At 70.8% G+C, this 24,208-nt stretch carries 22 protein-coding genes and 1 pseudogene; 15 read left to right on the forward strand and 8 right to left on the reverse strand.

Annotation, left to right across the window (positions count from 1 at the left end):
• The first annotated feature begins 117 nt into the window (after positions 1 to 117).
• Genes AC0OLQ_RS06590 through yidD form a run of 3 tightly spaced genes read left to right on the forward strand, consistent with a single transcriptional unit; the run spans position 118 to position 1,164 of the window.
• The gene (locus AC0OLQ_RS06590) at positions 118 to 453 is read left to right on the forward strand and encodes a type II toxin-antitoxin system RelE/ParE family toxin (protein WP_484530604.1); all 336 of its coding nucleotides are present in this window, start codon (positions 118 to 120) and stop codon (positions 451 to 453) included.
• Entirely contained in the window at positions 453 to 752 is a 300-nt protein-coding gene (locus tag AC0OLQ_RS06595) for a helix-turn-helix domain-containing protein (RefSeq protein WP_484530605.1), read from the forward strand. Before AC0OLQ_RS06590 ends, AC0OLQ_RS06595 begins: the two co-directional genes overlap by 1 nt.
• 52 nt (positions 753 to 804) lie before the next feature.
• Complete coding sequence (gene yidD / locus AC0OLQ_RS06600) at positions 805 to 1,164, forward strand: membrane protein insertion efficiency factor YidD (RefSeq protein WP_484532288.1); 360 nt, start codon at positions 805 to 807, stop codon at positions 1,162 to 1,164.
• 4 nt (positions 1,165 to 1,168) lie between these two features.
• Here yidD and AC0OLQ_RS06605 read toward each other — a convergent pair whose 3' ends face one another.
• From AC0OLQ_RS06605 to AC0OLQ_RS06630, 6 genes are all read right to left on the reverse strand, one after another.
• A complete protein-coding gene (locus AC0OLQ_RS06605; protein WP_484530606.1) occupies positions 1,169 to 1,903 on the reverse strand; it encodes a YqjF family protein in 735 nt (244 codons plus the stop codon).
• A gap of 33 nt (positions 1,904 to 1,936) precedes the next feature.
• Positions 1,937 to 2,809, reverse strand: a complete 873-nt coding sequence (locus AC0OLQ_RS06610; protein ID WP_484530607.1) for an alpha/beta fold hydrolase — start codon at positions 2,807 to 2,809, stop codon at positions 1,937 to 1,939.
• A gap of 17 nt (positions 2,810 to 2,826) precedes the next feature.
• Positions 2,827 to 4,245, reverse strand: coding sequence for an RNA-guided endonuclease TnpB family protein (locus AC0OLQ_RS06615; protein ID WP_484530608.1), 1,419 nt, complete (start codon positions 4,243 to 4,245; stop codon positions 2,827 to 2,829).
• Positions 4,242 to 4,859 carry an IS607 family transposase gene (locus AC0OLQ_RS06620; RefSeq protein ID WP_484530609.1) on the reverse strand — a complete coding sequence of 206 codons (618 nt, stop codon included), beginning with the start codon at positions 4,857 to 4,859 and terminating at the stop codon, positions 4,242 to 4,244. Before AC0OLQ_RS06620 ends, AC0OLQ_RS06615 begins: the two co-directional genes overlap by 4 nt.
• Positions 4,860 to 5,054: 195 nt before the next feature.
• Positions 5,055 to 5,423, reverse strand: coding sequence for a VOC family protein (locus tag AC0OLQ_RS06625; RefSeq protein WP_484530610.1), 369 nt, complete (start codon positions 5,421 to 5,423; stop codon positions 5,055 to 5,057).
• A gap of 45 nt (positions 5,424 to 5,468) precedes the next feature.
• A complete protein-coding gene (locus AC0OLQ_RS06630; protein WP_484530611.1) occupies positions 5,469 to 5,873 on the reverse strand; it encodes a hypothetical protein in 405 nt (134 codons plus the stop codon).
• Between the two features lie 64 nt (positions 5,874 to 5,937).
• On the opposite strand from AC0OLQ_RS06630, the gene AC0OLQ_RS06635 reads away from it, so the two are divergent.
• From AC0OLQ_RS06635 to AC0OLQ_RS06645, 3 genes are all read left to right on the forward strand, one after another.
• A complete protein-coding gene (locus AC0OLQ_RS06635) occupies positions 5,938 to 7,185 on the forward strand; it encodes an RNA polymerase sigma factor (protein ID WP_484530612.1) in 1,248 nt (415 codons plus the stop codon).
• 77 nt (positions 7,186 to 7,262) lie between these two features.
• Positions 7,263 to 7,913 (forward strand): DUF998 domain-containing protein, encoded by a 651-nt coding sequence (locus tag AC0OLQ_RS06640; protein ID WP_484530613.1) that lies wholly within the window; start codon positions 7,263 to 7,265, stop codon positions 7,911 to 7,913.
• 1 nt (position 7,914) lies between these two features.
• Positions 7,915 to 8,286 carry a YciI family protein gene (locus AC0OLQ_RS06645; protein ID WP_484530614.1) on the forward strand — a complete coding sequence of 124 codons (372 nt, stop codon included), beginning with the start codon at positions 7,915 to 7,917 and terminating at the stop codon, positions 8,284 to 8,286.
• A gap of 185 nt (positions 8,287 to 8,471) precedes the next feature.
• Here the strand turns inward: AC0OLQ_RS06645 and AC0OLQ_RS06650 are convergent.
• Positions 8,472 to 8,573: pseudogene (locus AC0OLQ_RS06650) on the reverse strand (replication-relaxation family protein); the annotation flags it as partial.
• Positions 8,574 to 8,655: 82 nt separating this feature from the next.
• On the opposite strand from AC0OLQ_RS06650, the gene AC0OLQ_RS06655 reads away from it, so the two are divergent.
• From AC0OLQ_RS06655 to AC0OLQ_RS06695, 9 genes are all read left to right on the forward strand, one after another.
• Entirely contained in the window at positions 8,656 to 9,213 is a 558-nt protein-coding gene (locus tag AC0OLQ_RS06655) for a TetR/AcrR family transcriptional regulator (RefSeq protein ID WP_484530615.1), read from the forward strand.
• Between the two features lie 10 nt (positions 9,214 to 9,223).
• A complete protein-coding gene (locus AC0OLQ_RS06660; RefSeq protein WP_484530616.1) occupies positions 9,224 to 9,586 on the forward strand; it encodes a hypothetical protein in 363 nt (120 codons plus the stop codon).
• A 247-nt stretch (positions 9,587 to 9,833) separates the two neighbouring features.
• The gene (locus tag AC0OLQ_RS06665) at positions 9,834 to 10,658 is read left to right on the forward strand and encodes a PPOX class F420-dependent oxidoreductase (RefSeq protein WP_484530617.1); all 825 of its coding nucleotides are present in this window, start codon (positions 9,834 to 9,836) and stop codon (positions 10,656 to 10,658) included.
• A gap of 51 nt (positions 10,659 to 10,709) precedes the next feature.
• Positions 10,710 to 11,234 carry a PadR family transcriptional regulator gene (locus tag AC0OLQ_RS06670; RefSeq protein ID WP_484530618.1) on the forward strand — a complete coding sequence of 175 codons (525 nt, stop codon included), beginning with the start codon at positions 10,710 to 10,712 and terminating at the stop codon, positions 11,232 to 11,234.
• Positions 11,231 to 11,902: an ABC transporter ATP-binding protein gene (locus tag AC0OLQ_RS06675; RefSeq protein ID WP_484530619.1), complete on the forward strand. Its 672-nt coding sequence runs from the start codon at positions 11,231 to 11,233 to the stop codon at positions 11,900 to 11,902. Before AC0OLQ_RS06670 ends, AC0OLQ_RS06675 begins: the two co-directional genes overlap by 4 nt.
• Positions 11,899 to 14,145 carry an FtsX-like permease family protein gene (locus tag AC0OLQ_RS06680; RefSeq protein ID WP_484530620.1) on the forward strand — a complete coding sequence of 749 codons (2,247 nt, stop codon included), beginning with the start codon at positions 11,899 to 11,901 and terminating at the stop codon, positions 14,143 to 14,145. Before AC0OLQ_RS06675 ends, AC0OLQ_RS06680 begins: the two co-directional genes overlap by 4 nt.
• Positions 14,146 to 14,232: 87 nt before the next feature.
• Positions 14,233 to 17,187, forward strand: a complete 2,955-nt coding sequence (locus AC0OLQ_RS06685) for an ATP-binding protein (protein ID WP_484530621.1) — start codon at positions 14,233 to 14,235, stop codon at positions 17,185 to 17,187.
• An 80-nt stretch (positions 17,188 to 17,267) separates the two neighbouring features.
• Positions 17,268 to 17,429 carry a hypothetical protein gene (locus tag AC0OLQ_RS06690; RefSeq protein WP_484530622.1) on the forward strand — a complete coding sequence of 54 codons (162 nt, stop codon included), beginning with the start codon at positions 17,268 to 17,270 and terminating at the stop codon, positions 17,427 to 17,429.
• A 14-nt stretch (positions 17,430 to 17,443) separates the two neighbouring features.
• Complete coding sequence (locus AC0OLQ_RS06695) at positions 17,444 to 23,632, forward strand: S8 family serine peptidase (RefSeq protein ID WP_484530623.1); 6,189 nt, start codon at positions 17,444 to 17,446, stop codon at positions 23,630 to 23,632.
• A gap of 139 nt (positions 23,633 to 23,771) precedes the next feature.
• Here the strand turns inward: AC0OLQ_RS06695 and AC0OLQ_RS06700 are convergent, their stop codons facing one another.
• Positions 23,772 to 24,125, reverse strand: coding sequence for a nitroreductase/quinone reductase family protein (locus AC0OLQ_RS06700; protein WP_484530624.1), 354 nt, complete (start codon positions 24,123 to 24,125; stop codon positions 23,772 to 23,774).
• Between the last annotated feature and the right edge of the window lie 83 nt (positions 24,126 to 24,208).

Genomic DNA, 24,208 nt, shown 5'->3' on the forward strand with positions numbered 1-24,208 from the left:
ACCCGACCCCACCGAACCCGATCCGATCGGGTCGAGCTGCTCCGGCGCGACACGCGAGGGCATTGGACGACGTCGACCAAGTCGAAGCCATAGCATCGACGCTATGGCCTGGGTAGCGTGGAGCTTGAACCAGAAGTCCGTAGCTGGTTGGAGGAGTTGCCGACCGCAGAGTTCGCAAGAGCCGCCTTCTACATCGATCTTCTCGCCGACCGAGGTCCGCTACTGAGTGAGCCGCACACCCGGCAACTCGACGGCAAGCTCCGGGAACTGCGCTTCTACCTGGAGCGCGGAGCGATCCGGATCACGTACTGGATAGCCTCCGAGCGGAGGATCATCCTGCTGACGGTCTTCCGCAAGACGCGGATGCGGGAGGACCGGGAGATCGAGCGGGCGCGCCGGGCTCTGGAACGGTGCGTGGCGGAACGGCACGCCGTGGTCGAGGGGGCGGAGTGATGACCGATCGGGTGGACTGGAACGACCTGCGCCAGCGGCGGATGGCCGAGCCGGGGGCGGACGAGGCGTACGCGGCCGCGCGGCTGGCGTTCGAGCTCGGTCAGACCGTCCGAGACCTGCGGGAACGCGTTGGCTGGAGCCAGACCCAGCTCGCGCGTGCGGCCGGCATGACCCAGTCGGCCGTGGCCCGCTTCGAGGCCGGTGGCACCGTACCCACGCTCGTCGTCCTCGAACGACTCGCCCGAGCCCTGGACATGCGGCTCGACGTGCGGTTTTCGCCGATCGCCGACGCCGCCTGACATCCGGCGCCTCTGGCCGCTGGCGCGGGTGTCGCATCATGGCGTTGTGATCATGCGGAAGCGGCGCCGCCGCAAGAAGGACCGGGACTGGTGCGACTGTGACCTCCCCTGTGACGGCCCGGGCTGCTGCGACCTCGGCCTCTTCTCGCTGCTGCTGACCCTCGGCTCGGTGGCCGCCGACGTGGTGCGCAGGCCCGCCGTGGACCGCGCCGGCCGCGCCGCCATCCTCGGCTATCGTCGCTGGCTGTCGCACCGCTGGCCCGCCCAGTGCCGCTTCACCCCCACCTGCAGTGCCTACGGCCTGGCGGCCGTGGAGAAGTACGGCCTGGCGGTGGGCGGGCGGCTGGCGGCCGAGCGGGTCCGCCGCTGCCGGCCCGACGTCCCGCGTGGCACCCACGACCCGCTGCGCTGACGCCTCAGGGCAGGGGAGCCGGCCCGCCGAACACCACCGGGATGCCGGGGGAGTAGAGCACGCTCACCGGCGGCCCGGCCGGCGGCGGCAACCCGGCAGCGGTGACCAGGTCGTCGTCCAGGTGCAGCAGTTCGGCCCGGTGCAACGGCCACTGCGGATGCCAGTTCGGCAGGTGCAGGGTGCGCCCGTACGCCCGGGTGTGCAGCCCCCAGCGGGCGGTGAGGAAATGCTCCAGCGGCGTCGGGTCGGCGATCGGCTCACCGACCCGGACCGCCATCCGGCTGGCCGCGCCGACCGGGCCTGGCCAGCGGCGCCGGCAGCGGTAGGTGAGGCGGTCCCCGTCCCGCTGCAGCCGCATCGCCGACCACTTGTACGGCAGCCGCAGGCTCAGCTGCGCGACCAGCACCGGCACCAGCCGGGAGGCGTCCAGCGAGCGGAACACCACGGCCCGCCGCCCGGTGCCGTCGACCGAGTACAGCCGGACGTTGGTCTCCCAGAAGGTGCCGAAGTACGGCACGCCCGGTCCCCGCCCGAGCCCCAGCCCGACCATCCGGAAGCCGATCAGCCCCACGTAGCTGAGCCCGTCGAGGGTGTCCGGCCGGGTGCCGGCGGGCAGCAGCGGCGCGACCAGCTCCGGCTCGACCGCCCAGTGCAGGAAGGTGAGGTCCTGCCAGCGCTGCCGCAGCCACGCACGCCGGAACGCCCGGACGGGCGCCCACTCGACCGGCTCGATGTCCACGCGTCCCATCGTGCCCCGCGAGCGCCCGCGCGGTCAGGCCAGGAACGCCAGCAGGTGCCGGAGCGTCTCGTCGGGCGCCTCCTCGGGCAGGAAGTGCCCGGCCGCGATGGGCCCGCCCTCGACCTGGTCCGCCCAGGACCGCCACACCTCAAGCGGCCGGTACCAGGTCGCGACCGGGCCGGCGTGACCCCACAGCGCCAGCACTGGACAGCCGATCCGCCGCCGGCCCCGGTCGGCCCGGTCGTGCTGGTAGTCCAGGGTCGCCGCCGCCCGGTACTGCTCGCAGATCGCGTGGATGGCCTCCGGCCTGCCGAGCTTCGCCACGTACTCCGCCCGCACCGGCGCCGGGAAGGCGTCCGGCACCTCCGACAGATCGTCGAGCATGTGGTCGACGATGACCTCCGGGGCCTGCGCGACCAGCCGCTCCGGCACCGGCTCGGGCGCGGCGAGGAACGACCAGAGCCAGAACCCCAGACTGAACGCCATGTCGGCGCGGTCGAACGCGTCGCCGGTGGGCACTATGTCGAGCACCGCGAGGCGGCTCACCGCGTCCGGATGGTCCAGCGCCATCCGGTACGCGCACCGCCCGCCGCGATCGTGCCCGACCACGGCGAACCGGTCGTAGCCCAGCAGCCGCATGACCTCCACCTGCTCGGCGGCCACCCGGCGCATGCTGTACGGGGCGTGGTCCGGCGCGCTGGGCGGCGCTCCGCTGTCGCCGAAACCGCGCAGGTCCGTGGCGACCACGGTGAACCGCTCCGCGAGCCGCGGCGCGACCCGGTGCCACATCAGGTGCGTCTCCGGCATGCCGTGCAGCAGCAGGACCGGCGGCCCGTCACCACCCCGCCGCCCGTGGATGGTCGTGTCGCTGGTGACGACGTCCAGCTCCGCGAAGCCGTCGAACACCGGATGCCGCCTGCTTCCTACTTGTTGCTCATAGCTGAGCGGTTCGGATAGTTCGCTCTCCGCCCGGTGGTGGCTGGGTTGGAGTCCTGGACCGGCAGTCTGGTCCGGTGGCGATCGGTCCTATCCTGCAGGATCTGCTTCACCTTCTGGTACGGGGTGTGCAGGGCGATGTCGGGGTCGCCGGCTCGGTGCAGGATGTTGATCGCGGCGTTCACGTCGGCCTGCCACACCACCCCGCACGAGGTGCAGTGAAACCGGTCCCCGCTGCGTCGGCCGAGCCGGCCGCAGCGGTGACAGGTTTGTGAGGTGTAGGCGGCGTTGACGTGGACGAGCGCAGAACCTCTGCGCTCCGACACGTTTTTCAGGGCCTCGGCGGTGACTCCTTTGGTCCACGCGGCAAGACGCCGGTTGATGTTCTTAGGAAGCTGTTTGCGGCCGGTGAAGCGTTTGGTCAGGTCCTCGGCGATCACGGTGGCGGCCTTGTCCACGACCTCGTGCACGGCGGTGAAGATCTCCGTACGCACCCGCGCCCGATGCCGGGCGGCCTGCCGGCCCCGCTTGATTGTGCCGAGATTGTTGACCTTGATCCGGTGCGCTTTCGCGTCGTCGCCACGCAGGGCGGCGCTGTTCGCGATCGAGCGGAGCTTCGCCCGACGCCGGTTACGTTCCTTCAACCGATCCGACTCACCCGACAGCAGCACGCCGAGCCCTGCACCGTGGGGCTGGCCGTCGGAGCCGGTCAGGGCTTCGGTGTAGCCCTTGTCCACACCGACCGTCGCCTCGCCGCACGGCCGCTGCGACGACCGCATCTGCGCCGCGTCGATCTGGTAGTGCACCTCCACCCGACCGCCGCGCAAAATTAGCCGCAGCGTGCCCGTCGGGGCGACGGTCGTGGACAGCGGGATCCTGACCATCTTCCGGGGCACAAGGCCCGGAATCGCCAGCCACAACCGTCCCCGCCCATCGACGATGGTGTTGTACTTGTCGGCGCGCACCAGGATCTGATTGTGTGTGCGGTTGCGGCCCCGCTTCCAGCGTTTGCGCATCTGCCGGGCCAGGAACGGATCGTCCGCCCACTGGTCCGCCTGCAGCGCGGTGAACATTTGCTTACGCTCCGCCGGATCGTTGGTGCGTCGGCTGATCGCCCGCCGGACCTGCACCTTGGCCGCCGCCAGGTTCGCCGCGATGTCGGCCATGGCGTCGCGGACGGTTTCCTTCCACGCATTCGCCAACACGGCGAACTGCACATGTGTGCCGTCAGCCAGCCACCGGTCCCGCACCTGCCGGTCCCGCAGCCCGGCCCCGACACCGTTCATCGAGCCATACCGCTGCCACACCTCGCTGCGCACCCGGCCCAGCCGGCGGGCCTGCTCCACCAGGGCGGCGTACTTGCCCGGATTCAGTCTGACCGAGTAGGCGATCCGGGTGACCTTCACCGGTCACCCTCCATGGCCAAGTCCGCCCTTTTCAACTCCCTCTCGTAGCGGCGCAAACCATCCAGCCGGCACGAGAAGATGTGCACGACGGCCAGGAGGTCCTCGACCAACTCCTGCTGCGGGGACAGGGACTCCTGGTTGGCCACGACGATCTCGCAGCCGCCACGCGCCGCCAGATGCTCCAACAGGTCGAACCCGAACCGGGCCAACCGATCCTGGTGCGCCACCACCAGCGTGCCAACCTCACCCCGATCGACGGCATCCATCAACGCCAGGAACTTCTTACGGCGAAGGTCCATCCCGCCGCCGACCTCGCTGATCCACTCGTCCACCGCCAGACCGCGAGCGAGGCAGAACTGCTGCATCGCCGCCACCTGCGAGGCCAAGTCGACCTTCTGACCCGGCGCCGAGACCCGGCAATACACCACAACCTTCCGCCGATCGACGTCGAAGCCCGGCTGCAGCACCCGGCGCACATCCGAATCGTCGAAATACCGCTGCCCGGACGGCAGACGACGGGCCGAGATCCGGCCCTCCGCCTCCCATCGGCGCACCGTGCTCACCGAGCGGCCCACCCGCTTAGCGAACTCACCGATCCGATACACGCTACCCACAACGGTTAATTATGGGCAGCTCTAGTGAGGAAAGCAATCACTAGTAGCTGCTCCTCGTCGGACCCTCGTGGACCCGCCCGGTTCAACGACCGGAACCCGGTAGTAGTGCGGCGGCCCGGCGTCCGATGCGCCGGGCCGCCGCCGGACCGGTGTTGCCGCACCGGGTCCCGAGGCCGGCCAGGAAGCGGGGAGGCCTCACTCCGGCCGGTGGCAGACCGCCTCGACGTTGTTGCCGTCCGGGTCGCGGACGAACGCCCCGAAGTAGCCCGGGTGGTATTCCGGCCACTCCCGCGGCGCGTGCAGCACCTCCGCGCCGGCCGCCACCGCCGCGTCGTGGAACGCCTGCACGGCCGCCCGGTCCGGGGCGGTGAAGGCGATGTGCGACTCCAGCGGCCCACCGGCCTCGGCGGGCGCGGGTACCAGCCAGAAGTCGGGACTTTCGACGCCGTAGCCGATCGGGCCGGGCTCCATGATCCGCCGGCCGCCCAGCGGGGCGAGCACCGCGTCGTAGAAGGCGGCGCTGGCCGGCAGGTCGCGCACCATGACAGAGAAGTGGTCGAGCACGTCGCCTCCAGCGTTCGTCGATGACCGCGCCAGGCTACGAGTCGCCTACGACGTTTCCTCCGCGTCGTAGTACTCCGCGTACCACCGGGACTGCTTCTCGACGCTGAACGCCGCCACGTCCTCCGGGTGGACCGACGACAGGTACGCCACCACCTCGGCGGCCTCGGCCGTGCCGAGCGACCGCAGGTGATCGAGGGTGTGCTCCCGGCCGGCACCGCAGAGCAGCTGCCACTCCACGGAGCAGGCGGCGTCGAAGCTGGAGTGTTTGGCCCGCGAGATCAGCAGCACGTCGGCCAGATCCCCGTGCAGGAACAACTGCACGCAGCCGAGGTGGACGAGCGCGCTGTCGTTCTCCACGCCCAGCGCGGTCTGCTCGCGGAGCAGGGCGCGCACCGGCCCGAGGTCCGCCGGGCGCAGGCCGTGCCGGCGGTACCACTCGTCCTCGTCCATCCCGCCATCGTGCCGGCCCGCACAAGTGCTGGCGAACGTCGGACCGGCCTGCTGTGATGTGCGCATGGGGGAGTCCGACGCGCGGCGCACCGTCGAGGCGGTGTGGCGGATGGAGGCCGGCCGGGTGGTGGCCGGCATCGCGGCCCTCGTGCGCGACGTCGGCCTGGCCGAGGAACTGGCCCAGGACGCGCTCGTCGCCGCGCTGGAGCAGTGGCCGCGCGACGGCGTACCGGCCAAACCCGGGGCGTGGCTGACGACCGTCGGCAAGCGCCGGGCCGTGGACATGCTGCGCCGCAGGCAGATCCAGCAGCGTACGCTCGCCGAGCTCGGCCGGGACCTCGACGAGCAGGTCACCCCCGACTTCGTCGCCGCGCTCGACGAGCACATCGAGGACGACCTGCTGCGGTTGATCTTCGTGGCCTGCCACCCGATCCTGTCGCCGATCGCCCGCGCCGCGCTCACCCTGCGGCTGCTCGGCGGCCTCACCACGGGCGAGATCGCCCGCGCCTTCCTCACCACCGAGCCCACCGTCGGGCAGCGGATCACCCGGGCCAAGCAGACCCTCGCCACCGCGAAGATCCCCTTCGAGGTGCCCGGCCCGGCCGAGGCCGCCGAACGCCTCGACTCGGTGCTCGAAGTCGTCTACCTCATCTTCAACGAGGGCTACTCGGCCACCGCCGGGGACGACTGGATGCGTCCCGCCCTCAGCCAGGAGGCGCTCCGGCTGGCGCGGCTGCTGCAGGGGCTCATGCCCGACGAGCCCGAGGTGCACGGGCTGGCCGCGCTGCTGGAGATCCAGGCGTCGCGTACCCGCGCCCGCACCGGCCCCGACGGCGCGCCGATCCTCCTCAACGACCAGGACCGCAGCCGCTGGGACCAGTTGCTCATCCGGCGCGGCCTGGCCGCCCTCGACAAGGCCCGCACCGACCACCCCGGCCCGTACACCCTCCAGGCCGAGATCGCGGCCTGCCACGCGCGGGCGCGTACCCCGGAGGAGACGGACTGGGCGCGGATCGCGACCCTCTACGCGGAGCTGGTTCGGCTCGTGCCCTCGCCCGTGGTGGAGCTGAACCGGGCCGTCGCCGTCGCCCAGGCCGACGGGCCCGCCGCCGGCCTCGAACTGGCCCGGGAGCTGGAGTTCGAGCCGGCGCTGGCCGGCTACCACCTGCTGCCCAGCGTGGTCGGCGACCTGCTCTTCAAGCTGGGTCGGCACGCGGAGGCACGGGCCGAGTTCGAGCGGGCGGCGTCGCTCACCGGCAACGCCCGCGAGCGGGCCCTGCTGCTCGGCCGGGCCGCCGCCTGCGACGAATAAAAGATCTTGAGAAATCATGTCGGATCCGGGTCGCCCCGATCGACGCGTCAGCGAGAACCGATGACGAGGAGATCGAGATGACCAGTACGACGCTCACCCAGGCCGGGACCACACGGGTTGTCTCGACCGCCACCCTGCTCACCGCGGGCGCCGCCGCCGGGCCACTGTTCCTCGGGCTGGGCCTCGCCCAGGCGTTCACCCGGGACGGCTTCGACCTGAGCCGGCAGCCGCTCAGCCTGCTCGCCCTGGGCGAGCACGGCTGGATCCAGATCGCCAACTTCGTCGTCTCCGGGCTGCTGGCCGTCGCCGGGGCGGTCGGCTTCCGGCGGGCGCTGCGCGGCGGGCCGGCCGCGACGTGGGGGCCGGCGCTGGTGGCGGTGCTCGGCGTCGGGCTGATCGTCGCCGGGGTGTTCCGCGCCGACCCGAGCATGGGCTGGCCGGCCGGCGCGCCGGAGGGCAACCCCGAGACGATGAGCTGGCACTCCTACGGGCACGGGGTCGGGGCGATGCTCTCCTTCGGCTCGCTCACCGTCGCCTGCCTGGTCTTCGCCCGCCGCTTCGGGCGGGTGGGTGCGCTGTCGTCGGTCCTCGTCGCCCTGGCGACGGTCGCCGTCATGGCCTGGCCCGACCAGGACAGCATCAGCGTCCGGATGGCGCTCGGCTCGGCGCTGGTCTTCGGCTGGCTCACCGCGGTTTCCCTGCACACGATCACCGAGAGGAAGCACTGAGATGCGATTCATGTTGATGCACAAGCTGGACGAGGCCGTTCCCGGCAACTTCGAGCCGTCGCCGGAGTTCATGAAGCGGATGGGCGCCTACATGGAGGAGGTCTCCAGGGCGGGGATCCTGCTGGCCGCCGAGGGGCTCTGCAAGAGCAGCGAGGAGTCGGCGCGGATCACCGCGACCAAGGGCAAGAAGACCGTCACCGACGGGCCGTTCACCGAGACCAAGGAGCTGATCGCCGGGTTCGGGCTGATCGAGGTCCGGTCGAAGGAGGAGGCGGTGGAGTGGGGGAAGCGATTCGCCGATGTCTTCACCGAGAGCGGGATCGATGTCGAGGTCGACGTCCGACGGGTCAGCGAAGGCCCGCACGAAGGCTGACATGACGCACTGGAGCTGAGCCGCTATCGGAAAGCGGAGCGGGTGGCGTCGGAGCAAAATTCCGGTGCCACCCGTGCGCGAGGCGGCCACGACCGAGACGTCATGTGGCGATCGAAGGCCGACACGGCGTCGACCCGCCCACACCCGCAACAGTGGCCGTCGCCCGCCGTACGGCCCACGGGCGAGACTCCGTGGTCGTAGAGCCAGCCGAGTAGGCGGTCGTCGCGGGCGGTGATGCTGGCCTGTAGCCGCAGCAGTGGATCCACAGCCGGCAGCGGTTTACGCATGGGCAGCCCCAGGGGGGAGACCCCAGACGTTTAGGAACGAGCGTTCTTGACTGATCGTTCCTAAATCGGCTAGGGTCCTTCCATGGGCCGACCGAGAGCATTCGACGAGACCGAAGTGATCAGGGCGGCGGCAAGCCTGTTCGCCGGCAGGGCGTACGACGGCATCTCCGTCGACGACCTAGTGACGCACCTCGGCGTGCACCGCAACAGCCTGTACAAGGTCTTCGGCAGCAAGCGCGGGCTGTACCTGGCCGCCCTGCGGTGGCACCTGGAGCATCAGGTCCGGCCACTGCTGGCGAAGGTCACCGCGGCCCCCGATCCGGCACAAGCATTGCGGGACATATTCGTGGCCGACACCGCGAGCCCTGACTTGGACCTGCTGCTGCTGGCCGTGGTCGAACGCGCGCCGGTGGACTCCGAGGTGGCAGAGGAAGTCGCCCGCGCCATGCGCGACTTCGACGCTGCCATCGATCTCACCCTGGGCGGCGGCGGCGCCGCGACCGCCGACGACGCGCCGTCACCCCTGACCTACGCGCTCACCGCGGCGATCCTCGGCCTGCGTCTGCGGGTCCGCACCGGGGTCGACGCCGCCCGCGCCGGCACGGTCCTGTTCGACCGGATTCACCAACCGCAACGCTGAAGGAGCTTCCATGGCAAAGGTATGCATCGACAACGACAGCCTCATCGTCGAGATCGAAGGGCTGGACAAGCTCTGGGCCCTCAAGAGCCGCCTGGCGATCCCGCTGCTCAACGTCCGAGGCGCCACCGCCGACCCCGGCGTGATCAAGGAGCCAAAAGGCATCCGCGCGCCCGGCGCCCACCTGCCCGGCGTCATCACCGCCGGTACCTTCCACGTCGATGGCGAACGCATCTTCTGGGACGTCCGCGACCCGGCCAAAGCCGTCGTCATCCAACTGCGTGACGAGCGCTACACCCGTCTCATCATTCAAGTCGCCGACCCCCGGGCCACAGTCGCCCTCGTCGAACAGGCCATCGCCCGCTCCACCACCTGATCCAAAATCAGTCACCACTCAAGCGCGGTAACCAGCGGCGGCCAGTTGTCTTCCACCAACTGGCCGCCCATGGGGACCTTTCGCCGGCCGCCGACATCAGGCTGCGGCTGGTCGTCGACGTCTTGGTGGAGAGCGGGGTCCATGTCGAGGTGGACGTGCGGCGGGTGAGTGAGGGCCCCACACGAGGGCTGACGGCGACATCTCGGCGTCCAGGTCACACCGCCGGGCGTCGGGCCGTCCCAAGGGCATGAGAGCACTCGTACGTGGGGTTGCCGCGCTGCTCGGCGCGGCTTCGGTGGTCGTCGGGGTGTGGGCGCTGGCCCGGGCGGACTCGTTCAGCTCGGCGGTGGGGTTCCCCCCGCATGAGCACTTCGTGCACGACGTCGGGGCGTTCCAGTTCGGCATCGGGGCGACGCTGCTGTTGGCGCTCATCTGGGCCGACGCCCTGGCGGTCGCCCTGGCCGGCTACGTCGTCGGCGCGGTGGCGCACACCGTGTCGCACCTGGTCGACGCCGACCTGGGCGGCAGCACGGCCCAGACCTGGCTGGTCGGGCTGTCGGCCCTCCTGGCCCTGGCCGCGCTGGTGGCCCGGCTGCGGCAGCTCGGTTGGGTGGTCGGGTACGTCGACCCCGCCCCGGCGCCCGCATGGGCGCCGCTGGTGCGGCAGAAGACCGTGGTGTTGACGACGTTCAAGCGGGACGGGACCCCCGTGCCGACGGCGGTGAGCGTCGCGGTGGCCGGGGAGCGGGCGTACGTGCGCAGCTTCGAGAAGGCGTGGAAGACCCGGCGGATCCGCAACAACTCGCACGTGACGTTGGCCCCGTCGACCGCCCTCGGCAAGCCGACCGGGGAGGCGGTGCAGGCGGTCGCGCGGCGGTTGAGCGGGGCGGAGTACCGGGCGGCCAGCCGGGCGCTGGTCGGCAAGCATCCGCTGCTGCACGGGGTGCTGGTGCCGCTGACGCACCGGCTGGGCCGGGCCAGGACCGGCCGTACGGTCCACTTCGCACTGACCCCGTCGACGGCGTCCGGACAGCCCGCCGCCTCGGGTGCCGACAGCGGGAGGGCCCGCTGACATACCCGCGGGGTATATACGCGAGGTATACCCTCGGGTTATAGTCTCCGCATGAGCGTTCCTATGACCCTCCTTGGCCTACTCGAACGAGAGCCCAGCCACGGCTACGACCTCAAGCGCGACTACGACGCCTTCTTCAGCCGGGGCAAGCCGCTGCCGTTCGGCCAGGTCTACTCGACCCTGAGCCGGCTCGCCCGGGACGGCAAGATCGTGATCGGCGAGGTCGAGCCGGGCGTGGGCCCCGAGCGCAAGCGCTACGTCATCACCGAGCAGGGCGCCACCGAGGTCGAGTCCTGGCTGACCGAACCGGTCCCGGCCGAGCCCAACCTGCAGACGGTCCTGTTCACCAAGGTCGTGCTGGCGCTCATGCTCGGCCGCCCCGCCGAGGACTACCTCGACCGCCAGCGCGCCGCCCACCTGGTGCGGATGAAGGAACTCACCGACATCAAGCGCTCCGGCACCCTGGTCGACGCCATGCTGGCCGACCACGGCCTGTTCCACCTGGAAGCCGACCTGCACTGGATCGACACCACGGCCGCCCGGCTGGACGCCCTCGCGAAGGCGGTGCGGAAGTGAAGGCCATCGAGGCGCGCGACGTCACGCTCTCCTTCGGCGAAACCCAGGCGCTGCGCGGCGCCAGCGTCCTGGTGGCCCCCGGCGAGATCGTCGCCATCATGGGCCCGAGCGGGTCCGGGAAGACCACCCTGCTGCACTGTCTGGCCGGGATCCTGGTGCCCGACAGCGGCGAGATCCACTTCGACGGCCGCCGGATCGACACGCTCAGCGAGACGCAGCGCAGCGTCCTGCGCCGCGACCAGTTCGGTTTCGTGTTCCAGTTCGGGCAGCTCGTGCCGGAGCTGACGGCCGAGGAGAACGTGGCGCTGCCGCTGCTGCTCCGCGGCGTCAAGCGGACCGCCGCGCTGAAGGAGGCGCGGCCCTGGTTCGAGCGGCTCGGCCTGGACGGGCTGGAGCGGCGCCGCTCCGGTGAACTCTCCGGCGGGCAGGCGCAGCGGGTGGCGCTGGCCCGCGGCCTGGTCGCCCGTCCCGGCGCGCTGTTCGCCGACGAGCCGACCGGGGCGCTGGACTCGCTGACCGGCGAGCAGGTGATGGACCTGCTGGTCTCCTCGGCCCGCGAGCAGGGCACCACCGTCGTGCTCGTCACCCACGAGGCCCGGGTCGCCGCGTACGCCGACCGGCAGGTCATCGTGCGCGACGGCAAGGTGAACGCGCTGGTGTCCGCATGATCCGGTTCGCGATCCGACTGTCCCTGGCCGGCGGGCGCGAGGCCGCCACCCGGCTCGCCGTCATCGCCACCGCGGTGGCGCTCGGTGTCGGCATGCTGCTCACCACGCTCGCCGGCATGAACGCGGTCAACGCGCAGAACCAGCGATATGCCTGGCTGAATACCGCTGTCGCGCCGGCCGCCGCCGACCCGTCGGTCGACCCGCTGTGGTGGCTGATCCGGGAGGACTACTACCACGGCGATTCGATCGGCCGGGTCGAGGTCGCGGCGACCGGTCCGGACGCGCCCGTCCCGCCGGGCATTCCGCGCCTGCCCGGCCCCGGCGAGTACTACGTCTCGCCCGCCCTCGGCGACCTGCTGCGGGCCACCCCGGCCGCGCAACTCGGCGACCGGTTTCCCGGTTATCAGGTCGGCACCATCGGACGGGCGGCGCTGCCGTCCCCCGACTCGCTGCTGATCGTCATCGGCCGGACTCCCACGGATCTGGAGCACCTGGGGGCGGGCAAGGTCACCCAGATCATGGCCACCTCGCCGAGCGGCTGCTCCCGCGGCTGCTATGTCGGCATCAACCACGACGGCATGGCCCTCGTGCTCTCCATCGTCGCGGTCGCGCTGCTCTTCCCGGTGCTCATCTTCATCGGCACCGCCACCCGGCTGGCCGCGACCCGCCGGGAGCAGCGCTTCGCCGCGATGCGGCTGATCGGCGCCACGCCACGGCAGATCGCCGTCATCTCCGCCGTCGAGTCCGTGCTCGCGGCCGCGGTGGGCACGGCCGTGGGGTTCGGCCTGTTCCTCGCGCTGCGCCCGGGGCTCGCCGCGATCCCGTTCACCGGCGAACGCTTCTTCGCCGCCGACCTGTCACTCGCCATCGCCGACGTCCTGGTGGTCGCGCTCGGCATCCCGCTCGGCGCCGTCGTGGCGTCCTGGCTGGCGCTGCGCCGGGTGCAGATCTCCCCGCTGGGCGTCGCGCGCCGGGTCACCCCGAAGCCGCCGCGTGCGTGGCGGTTGATCCCGCTGGTCGCCGGGCTCGTCGAGCTGACGTACTTCATCGGCCGGCGTCCCCCCACCACCAACGGCCAGCTCACCGCGTACCTCTCGGGGTTTCTCCTGATTTTGACCGGGCTGCTGCTGGCCGGGCCGTGGCTGACCATGCTCGGCGCCCGCCTGCTGGCCGGGCGGGCCAGCCGGCCGGCCGCGCTCATCGCCGGGCGGCGCCTCGCCGACAATCCCAAGGCGGCCTTCCGGTCGGTCAGTGGCCTGATCGTGGCGCTCTTCGTGACCAGCGTCGCCACCGGCATCATCACCACCTACGTCGCCAACCGGGGCGAGCCGCGCACCGACTCGGTGGCCGCCAGGTCCCTGTCGATCTCGTTCCCGCACGAGGATGGCCCTGCACCGGCCGCGGACCAGATCCCGGCCGGGCTCGCGACGATCCCGGGGGTACGCAGCGTGACGCTGGTCCGCGCCAACCCCGTCGACACGCCACCCCCGCTCGAGGTGAACGGGACGGAATCGCCCGCCTACCGGTGGTGGTGGCCGAGCGTCATCACGTGCGCGGAGCTGGACCGCCTGGCGCTCTTCGGCGCCTGCCCGGCCGGCGCGCAGGTCGCGGCCGTGGCCGACGACCTCATCGGCGAGCGTGCGTGGGACCTGACCAATGACAGCTACGTCTGGCCCGCCGCCGACCTGGACCCGGCCCAGGTCGAGCGGCAACCGATCCGGTCGGTGGTCGTCAACACCACCAGCCGCGCCGCGTTCGAGCAGGCCCGGACCATGCTGATCAACGCGTTCCCGACGGTGCGCTTCCCGTCCAGCGTCGCCGAGTGGGAGTCGAACTCCGCACGGCTGATGGTGCAGTTCCAGCAGCTGGCCAACGTGGTCATGCTGGCCAGCCTGCCGATCGCCGGTTGCAGCCTGGCGGTGAGCGTGGCCGGCGGGCTGAGCGACCGGAAGCGGCCGTTCAGCATGCTGCGGCTCACCGGGGTGCAGCTGCGTACGCTGCGGCGGGTCGTGGCGCTGGAGACCGTCGTGCCGTTGCTGCTGGTCGCGGCGGTGGCGACGGGGATGGGGTTCCTGGCGGCGCACCTGTTCCTGCGGGCGCAGCTGGGCTACACGCTGCTGGCGCCGGACGGGTCGTTCTACCTGATGGTGGCCGGCGGGCTGGCGGTGTCGCTGGGGATCGTCGCCTCGACGCTGCCGCTGCTGCGGCGGATCACCGGCCCGGAGACCGCGCGGAACGAGTGAGTTATCGGTGCTCCGGCGGAGGTTCCCGCAACGCGGGTCGCCGCGATGGTACTTGTGCCCGAGCAGCGAAAAGAGAGAGCATCACGCATGCTCGACCCCTCGCCCGAGGACGACCGGACGTCACCGATGGTTTCCACGCCGCATTTCGTGGGTCGTGATCGGGAGATGACGGCGCTTCGGGGCGCCTTGGCCCGGCCACCGGCGATCGTGCTGGTGGAGGGCGAGGCGGGGATCGGGAAGAGCCGACTGCTGCGGGAGTGGTTGGCCGCGCCGGACCAGCACATCGCCTTGGTCTCGGTGTGCCCACCGCTTCGCGAGTCGCTGACGTTGGGGCCGATCGTCGACGCGTTCCGTGGGATCGACCGCCCGGTGTCGCGATTGCGGCTCAGCGAGCTTGCGGGTGCGTTACGGCCCCTGTTCCCTGAATGGTCCTCGGACCTGCCGCCCGCACTGCCGCCCTTGGACGATGCGAAGGCGGCACGGCATCGCCTGTTCCGCGCCCTGGACGAGCTGCTGCGGGCTCTGCGTGTCGACGTTCTCGTGCTCGAGGACGCTCACTGGGCCGACGAGGTGACCTTGGAGTTCCTGCTGTTCGTCACCTCCCGACAGCAGTCGGACGGGCCAAGCCTCGTGATCTCCTATCGGCCGGAGGAGGTGGACGTCGGGTCGCTGTTGCTGCGGCTGACGTCCCGGTTGCCCGCTGGCGTGACCCAGCTGAGGATCGCCCTGGCGCCGATGCGACCCGACGACACGGCAGCGCTGGTGTCCTCGATGCTGGACGGCAACCCGGTATCGCAGGAGTTCGCGACGTTCATGCACGAGCGGACCGGTGGCGTTCCGCTGGCGCTGGAGGAGTCGGTTCGCCTCATGTGCGACCGTGCCGACCTCGTCTTCCGCGACGGGCAGTGGGTCCGGCTGAAGCTGCGTGAGCTGCAGGTGCCGCCAACGGTGCGCGACTCCACCCGGGAGCGGGTGGGCCGTCTGTCGCCGACGGCGCAGCAGGTGCTGCGATCCGCGGCCACGTTGGCTGAACCGTCGTCACTGGCCACGATCGCGATGACCGCCGGTCTGTCACCAACTGCGTGTCGAGGCGCTGTCGCGGAGGCTGCCGACGCCGGCGTCCTGGACGGAGACGACCGCGGCCGGTGGCGATTCCGGCACGTGCTGGCCGCCACGGCTGTCTACGAGGCGATCCCGTTGACCGACCGCAGACACTTCCACCTGCTGGCCGGCCGCGCGTTGGAGGACATCCATCCGCCGCCTGTCGCACGCCTTGCCCACCACTTCCGTGAGGCGGGCGAGACGCGGTCCTGGGCGGGGTACGCCGAGCAGGGTGCCGAGCTGGCCATGGCCTCGGGTGACCACACCAAGGCGGTCGACCTGCTGGTCGATCTGTTGTCGTGGGCGGTGTTGCCGCCGACGGATCGGGCACGAGTCGCGCGCATCGCCGGAGTTGCCGCACTGGGCCGTCGTGAACCGGTCGACGAGGTCCACCACCGCGTGATCCGTACCTTGCGCTTGGTGCTGGAGACCCCCGGTCTGTCCGCCCGCCAGCAGGCCGAGATCCGCAACCCCCTGGGTCGGCTCCTGATCACCGGGGGTGAGGCGCAGGCCGCACTCGGCGAGCTGGAGCAGGCGGTGGCCAACCTCGACCATGACCCGGTCGAGGCGGCTCGGGCAATGACCTATCTGGGATGGGCCTATGCGGGGCCGTGGCCCGCGTCGACCCATCGGCGTTGGCTGGATCGCGCCGCCGAGCTCGCCGCCGAATTCGATTCTCCCGCGGAGCGGCTGAACCTGGCCGGCAACCGAGCCGCGGCGTTGCTCATGCTCGGCGAAGAGGAGGCCTGGGACGTCGTCGCCGGCCTGCCCGTCGACGGCGCGAGCTCGGCGGAGCGTCTCGACGTGGCCCGCATCCACGCGAATGTCGGGACCGGTGCACTGATCTGGGGTCGGTACGCCGACGCGGAGAAACACCTCGCCGTGGCCATGGGCCTTGCCGAGGCCGAGCAGGCGTCCCGGTTGCAGCACAACGTCCGACTCGAACAGGCCAACCTGGCGTGGCTGACCGGCCGGTGGGAGGGTCTCGCGGAGCGAAGCGCGGCACTCGCCGATGCCGACCGGGACCGGCCGGCGCACTACCTCGGCAGCATTCGCCTCGCGGCCCGGCTGGCAGCCGCGGCCGGACGGCGGCGCGCCGCCGAGGAGCAGTTCCGCCTCGTCCTCGAGGAGTCTGCCCGTCTCGGCGCAGCCGACGACACGATGGAGGCCGCCGCTGCGCTGGCCAGACTGTGGCTGACGGACGGAAACAGCGCCCGGGCGCTGCAGGTCACGAACGAGCCGATGGACACGGTCCGGAGAAAGGGCATCTGGGTCTGGGCGACGGACCTCGTCCCCGCCCGGATCGAGGCGTATCTCGCCGCGGGCGACCTGAAGGCCGCGACACGCCTGAGCGACCAGTTCGCCAGAGGACTGCGTGGCCGTACGGCGCCTGCGCCTCGCGCCGCGCTCACCGTATGCCGCGCGCTGCTGCTCGCGGCGGCCGGAGACCACGCCCGCGCGGCGACAGCCTACGGTCGGGCGGCGCGCGCCTGGAGCGCGTTGCCGCGTCCCTACGACGCCATGCTCGCCCGCGAGCGTCAAGCCGAGGCGCTCCTCGCGCACGGCCAGATCGAGCAAGGCCGAGAGCTGCTCGCCGCGCAGTACGAGCAACTGTTCAGGCTCGGAGCCCGCGGCGATGCAGACCGTGTCGCACAGCGGCTTCGCGAACACGGCGCCGAGGTTCCGCGACTGTGGCGCGGCGGCCGACGAGGGTACGGCGACCAGCTCTCACCTCGCGAGCTCGACGTGGTCCAACTGGTTGTCGCCGGCAAGACGAACCGGGAGATCAGCCGGATCCTGGCCAAGTCGCCGGCCACGGTGGATCAGCAGCTACGTGCGGCGATGCGCAAGCTGAAGGTGACCTCCCGGACCGCGCTCGCGGTCAAGGCAGTGGAGGCCGGAGTGTTCGCAGAAGAGGACTCCCTCGGCGACGCGTCGTGAAAATTGACGTATCCGCTGGATAGCGAGCGGTCACTCGTCCGCCGAGCATGACTGCATGATCCATAGCCGTAGGCCAATGCATGCCTGAGCTACCTGTCGCGCGTGACGACTCCGCCAGCGAGCACCAGCCACCTCTCGAGTTGTCGCGCGAGCCGCGCCTCAGCGCCCGCGACGCCTCCGACGCCCACGACGCCGACGGTGCCGACGACCACGAGAGCCACGACCCCTACCAACCCCTGTAGGCGGAAGGACCCCCATGAGACTCACAGCCCTCGCGGCTTCGCTGGCCGCAGCGGTCGGCCTGAGCATGATCCAGCCCTTACCGGCATCCGCCGCTGAGCCAGATCCCGGCGCGGCCGCCAACAAGATCGCGTCCAACCTGAAGGATCGCTTCCGCACGCAGCCGGCTTCCGACTTCTGGATCACGTTCGACACCAAGGCCGATCTCGCCCCCGCCAAGAAGATCGCGAACTGGACCGAACGCGGTCAGTTCGTCTACGACAAGCTGCAAGCGGCAGCGAAGAGCTCCGCGGCGTCCGTCGCCGCCGAGCTCGACGCGGCCGGCGTGAAGTACACGTCCTACCCCCTCGTCAACGCCGTGCTCGTCAAGGGCGGCACGCAGAAGCTCGCGCTCGACGTCGCCTCGGTCGGGCAGGTCGCCGAGATCCACGCGACGCCGCAGGTCGCGCTGGTCGAGCCCGTCGAGGAGAAGGTCCCCGCCGACCAGGCTGCCCGCCCCGCCGCCCCGAAGGCCGCCGCCGAGGCAGGCACCACCACGTGGGGTCTGGACGCCATCCACGCCCCCCAGGCGTGGGCCATGGGCGCGACCGGTGCGGGCATCACCGTGTCCAACCTCGACTCGGGCGTCCAATTCGACCACCCCGCCCTGATGCACCAGTACCGCGGCACGAAGCCCGACGGCACCATCGACCACAACTACAACTGGATGGCCACCCGGGGCCCGTGCACGGGCGCGCCGTGCGACGACAACGGACACGGCACCCACACCATGGGCACCATGGTCGGCGACGACGGCACCGAGCACGTCGGCGTCGCCCCGGACGCGCAGTGGATCGCGACGAACGGCTGCTGCGACAGCAGCGGCGTCGAGTCGCTGCTCAAGTCCGGCTGGTGGCTGCTCGCCCCGACCGACGTCAACGGGAACAACCCTGACCCGTCCAAGCGCCCCCACGTCATCAACAACTCGTGGGGTCAGACCGTCGAGCACAACTTCGACGACTTCTTCCAGGCCATCGACGAGGCCTGGAGCGCCGCGGGCATCTTCAGCGTCTGGTCATCGGGCAACACCTCGCCGTACGCGGCCTGCGACACCGTCTCCTCGCCCGGCTCCGCCGAGAGTGCCTACTCCGTAGGCGCGTACGACTCGGACGGCACGCTCGCGTCGTTCTCCCGCAAGGGTGAGGGTGAGGGTGGCCGGATCAAGCCCGAGATCTCCGCTCCGGGCGTCGCCGTCCGTTCGTCCTACCCGAACAACAGCTACACCGAGATGTCTGGCACGTCGATGGCGGCTCCCCACGTCGCCGGCGCCGTCGCCGACCTGTGGAGCTACGACCCGACCCTCATCGGGCAGGTCGAGCAGACCCGCCGCCTGCTCGCCGACTCGGCCGTCGACGTCGACGACACCGAGTGCGGCGGCACCGCCGACGTCAACAACAAGTACGGCGAAGGCCGGCTCGACCTCGTCCGCCTGCTCGAGCTCGCGCCCCGGCAGGGCGGCACCCTCACCGGTGTCGTCACCGCCAACGGCGCCCCGGTCCCCGCCGCCGACGTGACGATCAGCGGACCGTTCAGCCGGTCCATCGGCACCGACAAGGACGGCCGGTTCAAGATCAACCTCCCGGTCGGTGACTACCAGATCAGCACCAAGGTCTTCGGCTACCTGACCGCGACCGCCAACGTCACGATCTCCCTCGGCCAGGACACCTCCGTCAAGCTGCCGCTCACGGCCGCCGCGCGCCACGACATCAGCGGCAAGGTCGTCGACGACAAGAAGCAGCCGGTACCGAACGCCGACGTCTCCGTCAAGGACACGCCGCTGAAGCCGGTACGCACGGACGCCAACGGCGCGTTCACGATCGCCGGTGTGCCGGAGGGCCAGTACGGGCTCGCCGTCACGCCCAACGCCTGCCTCTCGCCGACGTCCCTCCCGCTGACCGTCGGCACCGAGAACACGTCGCTGGAGATCCCGGTCGGGCTCGTCGTCGACAAGGGCGGCTACAGCTGCGCCGTCTCCGAAGGCGAGTACCTGCGCGGCACCGACCCGGTCGCGTTCACCAGCGGCGTGTGGGCGACGGTGAAGCTGCCGTTCCCGGTCGCGCTCTACAACGGCAGCCACGACACCCTCGGTATCGGCCTGCGCGGCGTGATCTCCCCGGACACCTCCACCGGACCCGGCAGCGGCGGTGCGGGCATCTTCCCGTTCTGGGTCACGTCCCCCGTCGAGTTCGCCCCGGGCGGGGGAGTCTTCACGTCGGCCACCAAGGTCGACGGCGAGGACGCGTTCGTCGTCGAGTTCCGCAACGCCAAGATCTGGGCCTATCCGATCCGGTCTGAGTACACGGAGCCGGTCAGCTTCTCGGCCGCGCTCACCCGCTCGGGCAAGGTGATCTTCGGGTACGGCGACGGCATCGGGACCGACGACCCGGTGACCGGCGGCGCCCGCACCATCACCGGCATCCAGGGCTGGGCCGGCGTGGACGGCATCCGGTTCTCCGACAACGTCCCGGTGCTCCACGACGGGATGATCGTCACCTACGACCTTCCGGACTGGGGCTACCTCGACGCGACTGTCGTCGACAAGAACGACGGGCTGCCGGTGTCCGGGGCCAAGGTCTCCTTCACGAACAAGAACGGGCTCGTCGAGAGCGTCACGACCAACGCGACGGGCATCGTGCACCGGCAGCTGCCGGTCGCCGACTACACGATGACGGTCGAGGCGCCGAACTACGTGACGGGGTCGTACGACTTCACCCTCGACAAGCTCTACGCGAAGGCGACGGTCGATGCGCGCCTCACCACGGGCGTCGCCGGTCTGAAGGCGAGCGGCCTCGACGCCGTGATGGGCACCGACCAGAACGGTGTGGGCTCGCTGACGCTGACCAACACCGGTTCCGCCCCGCTCACGTACGACCTGGGCGAGGCCGCGCGCCACCCCGAGCTTGACGCCACCGGCGCCACCGCGCGCACCGGGACGGGTGCGGCCAGCACGATCGACCTCACCGCCTGGAAGGCCGGTGCGAGCGGCATGAAGCCGTCGAACGCCGACGGCAAGGCGGCGACGTCCAGCGCTGCGGAAGCACAGGCGGCCGGCAAGGTCGGCCCGACCGCCGGCGGAGACGTCATCACCCGGATCGCCATCCCGGGCACCATCCAGGAGAAGGAGCCCTCCGGCATCGGGTACGACGGTGACGTCTGGGTCCACGACTACAACGAGCGGACCAACACCGCCTACACGGTGGCGGGCAAGCCGACCGGGAAGGTCTTCGACGCGTCGTGGAACCCCGCGTACCGGGCGTTCGACATGGCGCTCGACACCAAGACCGGTGACATGTGCCAGATGGAGGACAGCCCGGCCAGCTACATCCACTGCTTCGACCGGGAGACCGGGAAGGAGACCCGGCAGATCAAGGGCGACTGGTCCACGCTGCAGCTGACCGGCCTCGCCTACAACCCGACGGAGGACGTGTTCTACGTCGGCGGCCGGGCGAACGGCATGATCGGCACCGTCGCCGGGACGTCGCACGACAACGCGGGGGCGCTGCTGTCCTTCTGCGCCCCTCCGCTGCCCGAGGTGATGGGCCTGGCCTACAACCAGGCATCCGACACCATCTGGTACACCGACCTCACCTTCAACAGGCCCACCCGCCTGCTGCAGGTCGACCCCGACGACTGCTCGCTGGTCAACGCGTGGTGGTTCCCGGGCCAGAAGCCGACCCAGGGCGGTGGCCTCGAGACCGACTCGACCGGGGCGCTGTGGGCGGCGGACCAGGTCGCCGATGACGTCGTGCTGGTCGACGTCGAGGACGACCTGCTCACCGACCTGCCGTGGCTGTCGCTGTCCTCGACCGGCGGCACCCTCGCCCCGGGCCAGTCGACGACCGTCAAGGTCTCGATCTCCTCGAAGGACGCCAAGCCCGGGGTCCTCGGCGCGAACATCGTGCTGCGGTCCGACTCCGGACGGCAGTCCAAGACGTACGTGCCGGTGACGCTCACGACCACGAAGTACCAGGTCGGCGTCAACGCCGGCGGCTCAAAGTTCACCGACGGCTCCGGCTACACCTGGTCCGGGGACCAGGCCGCCGGCAAGGAGGCGTGGGGCTACGAGGGGAAGACGAAGGTCGCCTCCACGCAGTCCGGGATCGAAGGTACGACGGACGACGCCCTGTTCCAGTCGCAGCGCACCACGGCGGACAAGCAGTTGTTCTACCGCTTCCCCGACGCGCCCAAGGGCACCTACGCGATCGACCTCGGGTTCGCCGAGATCGAGAACGTGGCCAAGGGCAAGCGGGTGTTCGACGTCCTCGTGGACGGAACGCTGACGGACTACGCCTACGACGCGGCCGCGGCCGTGGGGCCGAACGCCGCCGACTGGCGCACCGCCGTCGTGAAACACGAGGGCGGTCCGCTGACCGTGGAGCTACGGGGCTCGAAGGGCCTGAAGGCCCCGACCATCGCCGCGCTGCGTGTGACGCTCGACCCGCGCGCAGACAAGGCGGAGCCGGAGCCCCAGCCCGAGCAGCCGGAGCCGGGCCCCGTGCCGGTGGCCCCCGCCGGTCGCTCGTACTCGATGAAGGTGACCGACGGGCTCTACCGCCAGGGTGCGGAGGAGTCCGGGTGGCACGGCGATGACGTCTGCGGCGTGCTGTGGTTCGACTCCAGCTTCCTGTTCCCGTTCTACGACACGGCCTGGGACGGCGTGTGCGTGACGACGAACGGCCAGCTGATCTTCGACCAGGCCAGCGCCGTGGGGAACAACACGGAGCTGCCGTCGCCGTACGCGTTCGACGCGATCTATCCGCTCTGGGACGACCTGGTCGTCGACGACGAGGCGGGCATCTACTTCGGCAGGACCGAGGTGGACGGCCTGGCCGCTGAGGTCATCGAGTGGCGCAACGCCACCTTCTACGACGACCAGACGGCTCGCGTGAGCTTCTCGGTCACCCTGATCGCGGACGGCCGCGTCCAGATCGGGTACGGCGACGGTGTCGGCGGCGACAACCCCCTCACCCGGGGGTCGTCGGCGACGGTCGGTGTGGAGAGCCTGACGCGCAACCCCGCGGGCCAGTACTCCTTCAACCAGCCCGTCCTGAAGGCCGGCCTGGGGCTGGAGTACACCCTCCCGGCCGCGGGCACGATCGAGGGCACCGTCACCGACAAGAACGACGGCAAGCCGATCGAGGGCGCGATCGTCACGCTCAAGGGGCCGAACGGTGAGCGGGTCATCACGGCCGACGCGAAGGGCCGGTGGAAGGCCCAGGCGCTGGTCGGCGAGAACACCGTGCAGGTCGAGGCGCCGAACTACGTCACGGCCAGCCACCCCGTGACCATCCCCAAGAAGGATCAGGCCGAGGTGGTCGACACGGCGTTGACCACGGGCATCGCCACCGTCACCGGAGGTGACTTCGACTGGCTCCTCGACAAGGGCCAGAAGGCGACGGCCGACGTGACCGTGACCAACACCGGCTCCGCCCCGCTCGAGGTGCGGCTCAGCGAACAGAAACGCACCAGCGACCGCGGGCACGAGGCCGCCGACCTTCCGTGGCTGACCCTCACGGGCGCGGCCGCAACCGGCACGGTCACGCTCGCGGTCGGCGAGTCCACCACGGTCACGGCGACGGCCGACAACGCCGGCGTCGAGCCCGGTGTGCTCGTCGGGGACGTGCTCGTGGCCTCGAACGCCGGCAAGGGCGAGGTCCAGCTCAAGCCGGTCCGCCTGGCGACCTCGGCCTACTGGCAGGGCGTCGACGTGGGCGGATCCGGGTACGTCGGCACCGACGGCTTCGTCTGGTCGCCGGACCAGGAGCTCGGCTCGCGGCCGTGGGGCTACGTCGGCGGCGCGGCGCGTGCCACCAAGGCCGACATCGGCCGCACGGAGGACGACGACCTGTTCCGCACCCAGCGGACCGGCAAGACGTTCACCTACGTGTTCAAGGACGCGCCCGCCGGGACGTACCGGATCGGCCTCGACTTCGCGGAGATCGAGAAGGTCAAGGCCGGCATGCGTACCTTCGATGTTCTGGTCGACGGCAAGGTCGTGCTCTACGACCACGACGTGCAGGCGAAGGCGGGTGCGCTCACCGCGGACATGAACACGGTCACCGTCGAGCACGCCGGTGGCGATCTGAAGATCGAGCTCCGCAGCGAGATCGGCGAGCGCGACCCGATCCTCAACGCCCTGAAGGTCCAGGAGGACCCGCGCCTGTGAGATAGCCGAACCGGTCCGCCAGCAGTGGTCAGAGCCTCCTCGGAAAGGATCGCCGGGGAGGCTCTGACCGCGACTACCGGGTGTGCAGCTATGGCCCGTACTCGCGCACTCAGGCGCCGTTTCATAACGACTAGGCCGGCTATCCGAGCGGGACCTGGACCGCCACGTCGTGCTTCGGGTAGTAGCTCTCCACCGTGTCGGCGCCGTACTTGGCCTTGAAAAGTTCGACCACGTGCTCGACCCGGTCGGCCTCGGTGATCGGGGTGGCGCTCGAACTGAGCGCCGTGCCGTTCGCCGTCACCTCGATCATCGGGGTCTGCCGGACGTTCTTGTACCACTGGCTGTCCGAGCCGGTCACCGGGACCAGGAAGACGCTGTCCTCGTCCAGCACGAACCACACCGGGTGGGTGATCTGCCGGCCGGTCTTCCGGCCGGTCACGGTGATCTCGACCTCGCGGACGCCGTCCAGCGCGTCCCAGACCACGTTCGCCACGATGCCCCCTTTCGCGCCTCTCCGTCAGGCTAGGCACTCCCGCGTCGGCCCGCCGCGGGTTCCGCGACCTTGTCACCCGGTAC

The sequence above is a fragment of the Micromonospora sp. Utrum1 genome (genome assembly GCF_057197805.1).

What these genes read in the sequence shown, in the direction of transcription:
- AC0OLQ_RS06655 (WP_484530615.1), top strand. Translation starts at nt 8,656, where the DNA reads ATGGGCCGACCGAGAGCATTCGACGAGACCGAAGTGATCAGGGCGGCG.
- AC0OLQ_RS06685 (WP_484530621.1), top strand. Translation starts at nt 14,233, where the DNA reads ATGCTCGACCCCTCGCCCGAGGACGACCGGACGTCACCGATGGTTTCC.
- AC0OLQ_RS06680 (WP_484530620.1), top strand. Translation starts at nt 11,899, where the DNA reads ATGATCCGGTTCGCGATCCGACTGTCCCTGGCCGGCGGGCGCGAGGCC.
- AC0OLQ_RS06645 (WP_484530614.1), top strand. Translation starts at nt 7,915, where the DNA reads ATGCGATTCATGTTGATGCACAAGCTGGACGAGGCCGTTCCCGGCAAC.
- AC0OLQ_RS06690 (WP_484530622.1), top strand. Translation starts at nt 17,268, where the DNA reads ATGCCTGAGCTACCTGTCGCGCGTGACGACTCCGCCAGCGAGCACCAG.
- AC0OLQ_RS06630 (WP_484530611.1), bottom strand. Translation starts at nt 5,873, where the DNA reads ATGGACGAGGACGAGTGGTACCGCCGGCACGGCCTGCGCCCGGCGGAC.
- AC0OLQ_RS06660 (WP_484530616.1), top strand. Translation starts at nt 9,224, where the DNA reads ATGGCAAAGGTATGCATCGACAACGACAGCCTCATCGTCGAGATCGAA.
- AC0OLQ_RS06670 (WP_484530618.1), top strand. Translation starts at nt 10,710, where the DNA reads ATGAGCGTTCCTATGACCCTCCTTGGCCTACTCGAACGAGAGCCCAGC.
- AC0OLQ_RS06640 (WP_484530613.1), top strand. Translation starts at nt 7,263, where the DNA reads ATGACCAGTACGACGCTCACCCAGGCCGGGACCACACGGGTTGTCTCG.
- yidD (WP_484532288.1), top strand. Translation starts at nt 805, where the DNA reads ATGCGGAAGCGGCGCCGCCGCAAGAAGGACCGGGACTGGTGCGACTGT.
- AC0OLQ_RS06665 (WP_484530617.1), top strand. Translation starts at nt 9,834, where the DNA reads ATGAGAGCACTCGTACGTGGGGTTGCCGCGCTGCTCGGCGCGGCTTCG.
- AC0OLQ_RS06595 (WP_484530605.1), top strand. Translation starts at nt 453, where the DNA reads ATGACCGATCGGGTGGACTGGAACGACCTGCGCCAGCGGCGGATGGCC.
- AC0OLQ_RS06635 (WP_484530612.1), top strand. Translation starts at nt 5,938, where the DNA reads ATGGGGGAGTCCGACGCGCGGCGCACCGTCGAGGCGGTGTGGCGGATG.
- AC0OLQ_RS06695 (WP_484530623.1), top strand. Translation starts at nt 17,444, where the DNA reads ATGAGACTCACAGCCCTCGCGGCTTCGCTGGCCGCAGCGGTCGGCCTG.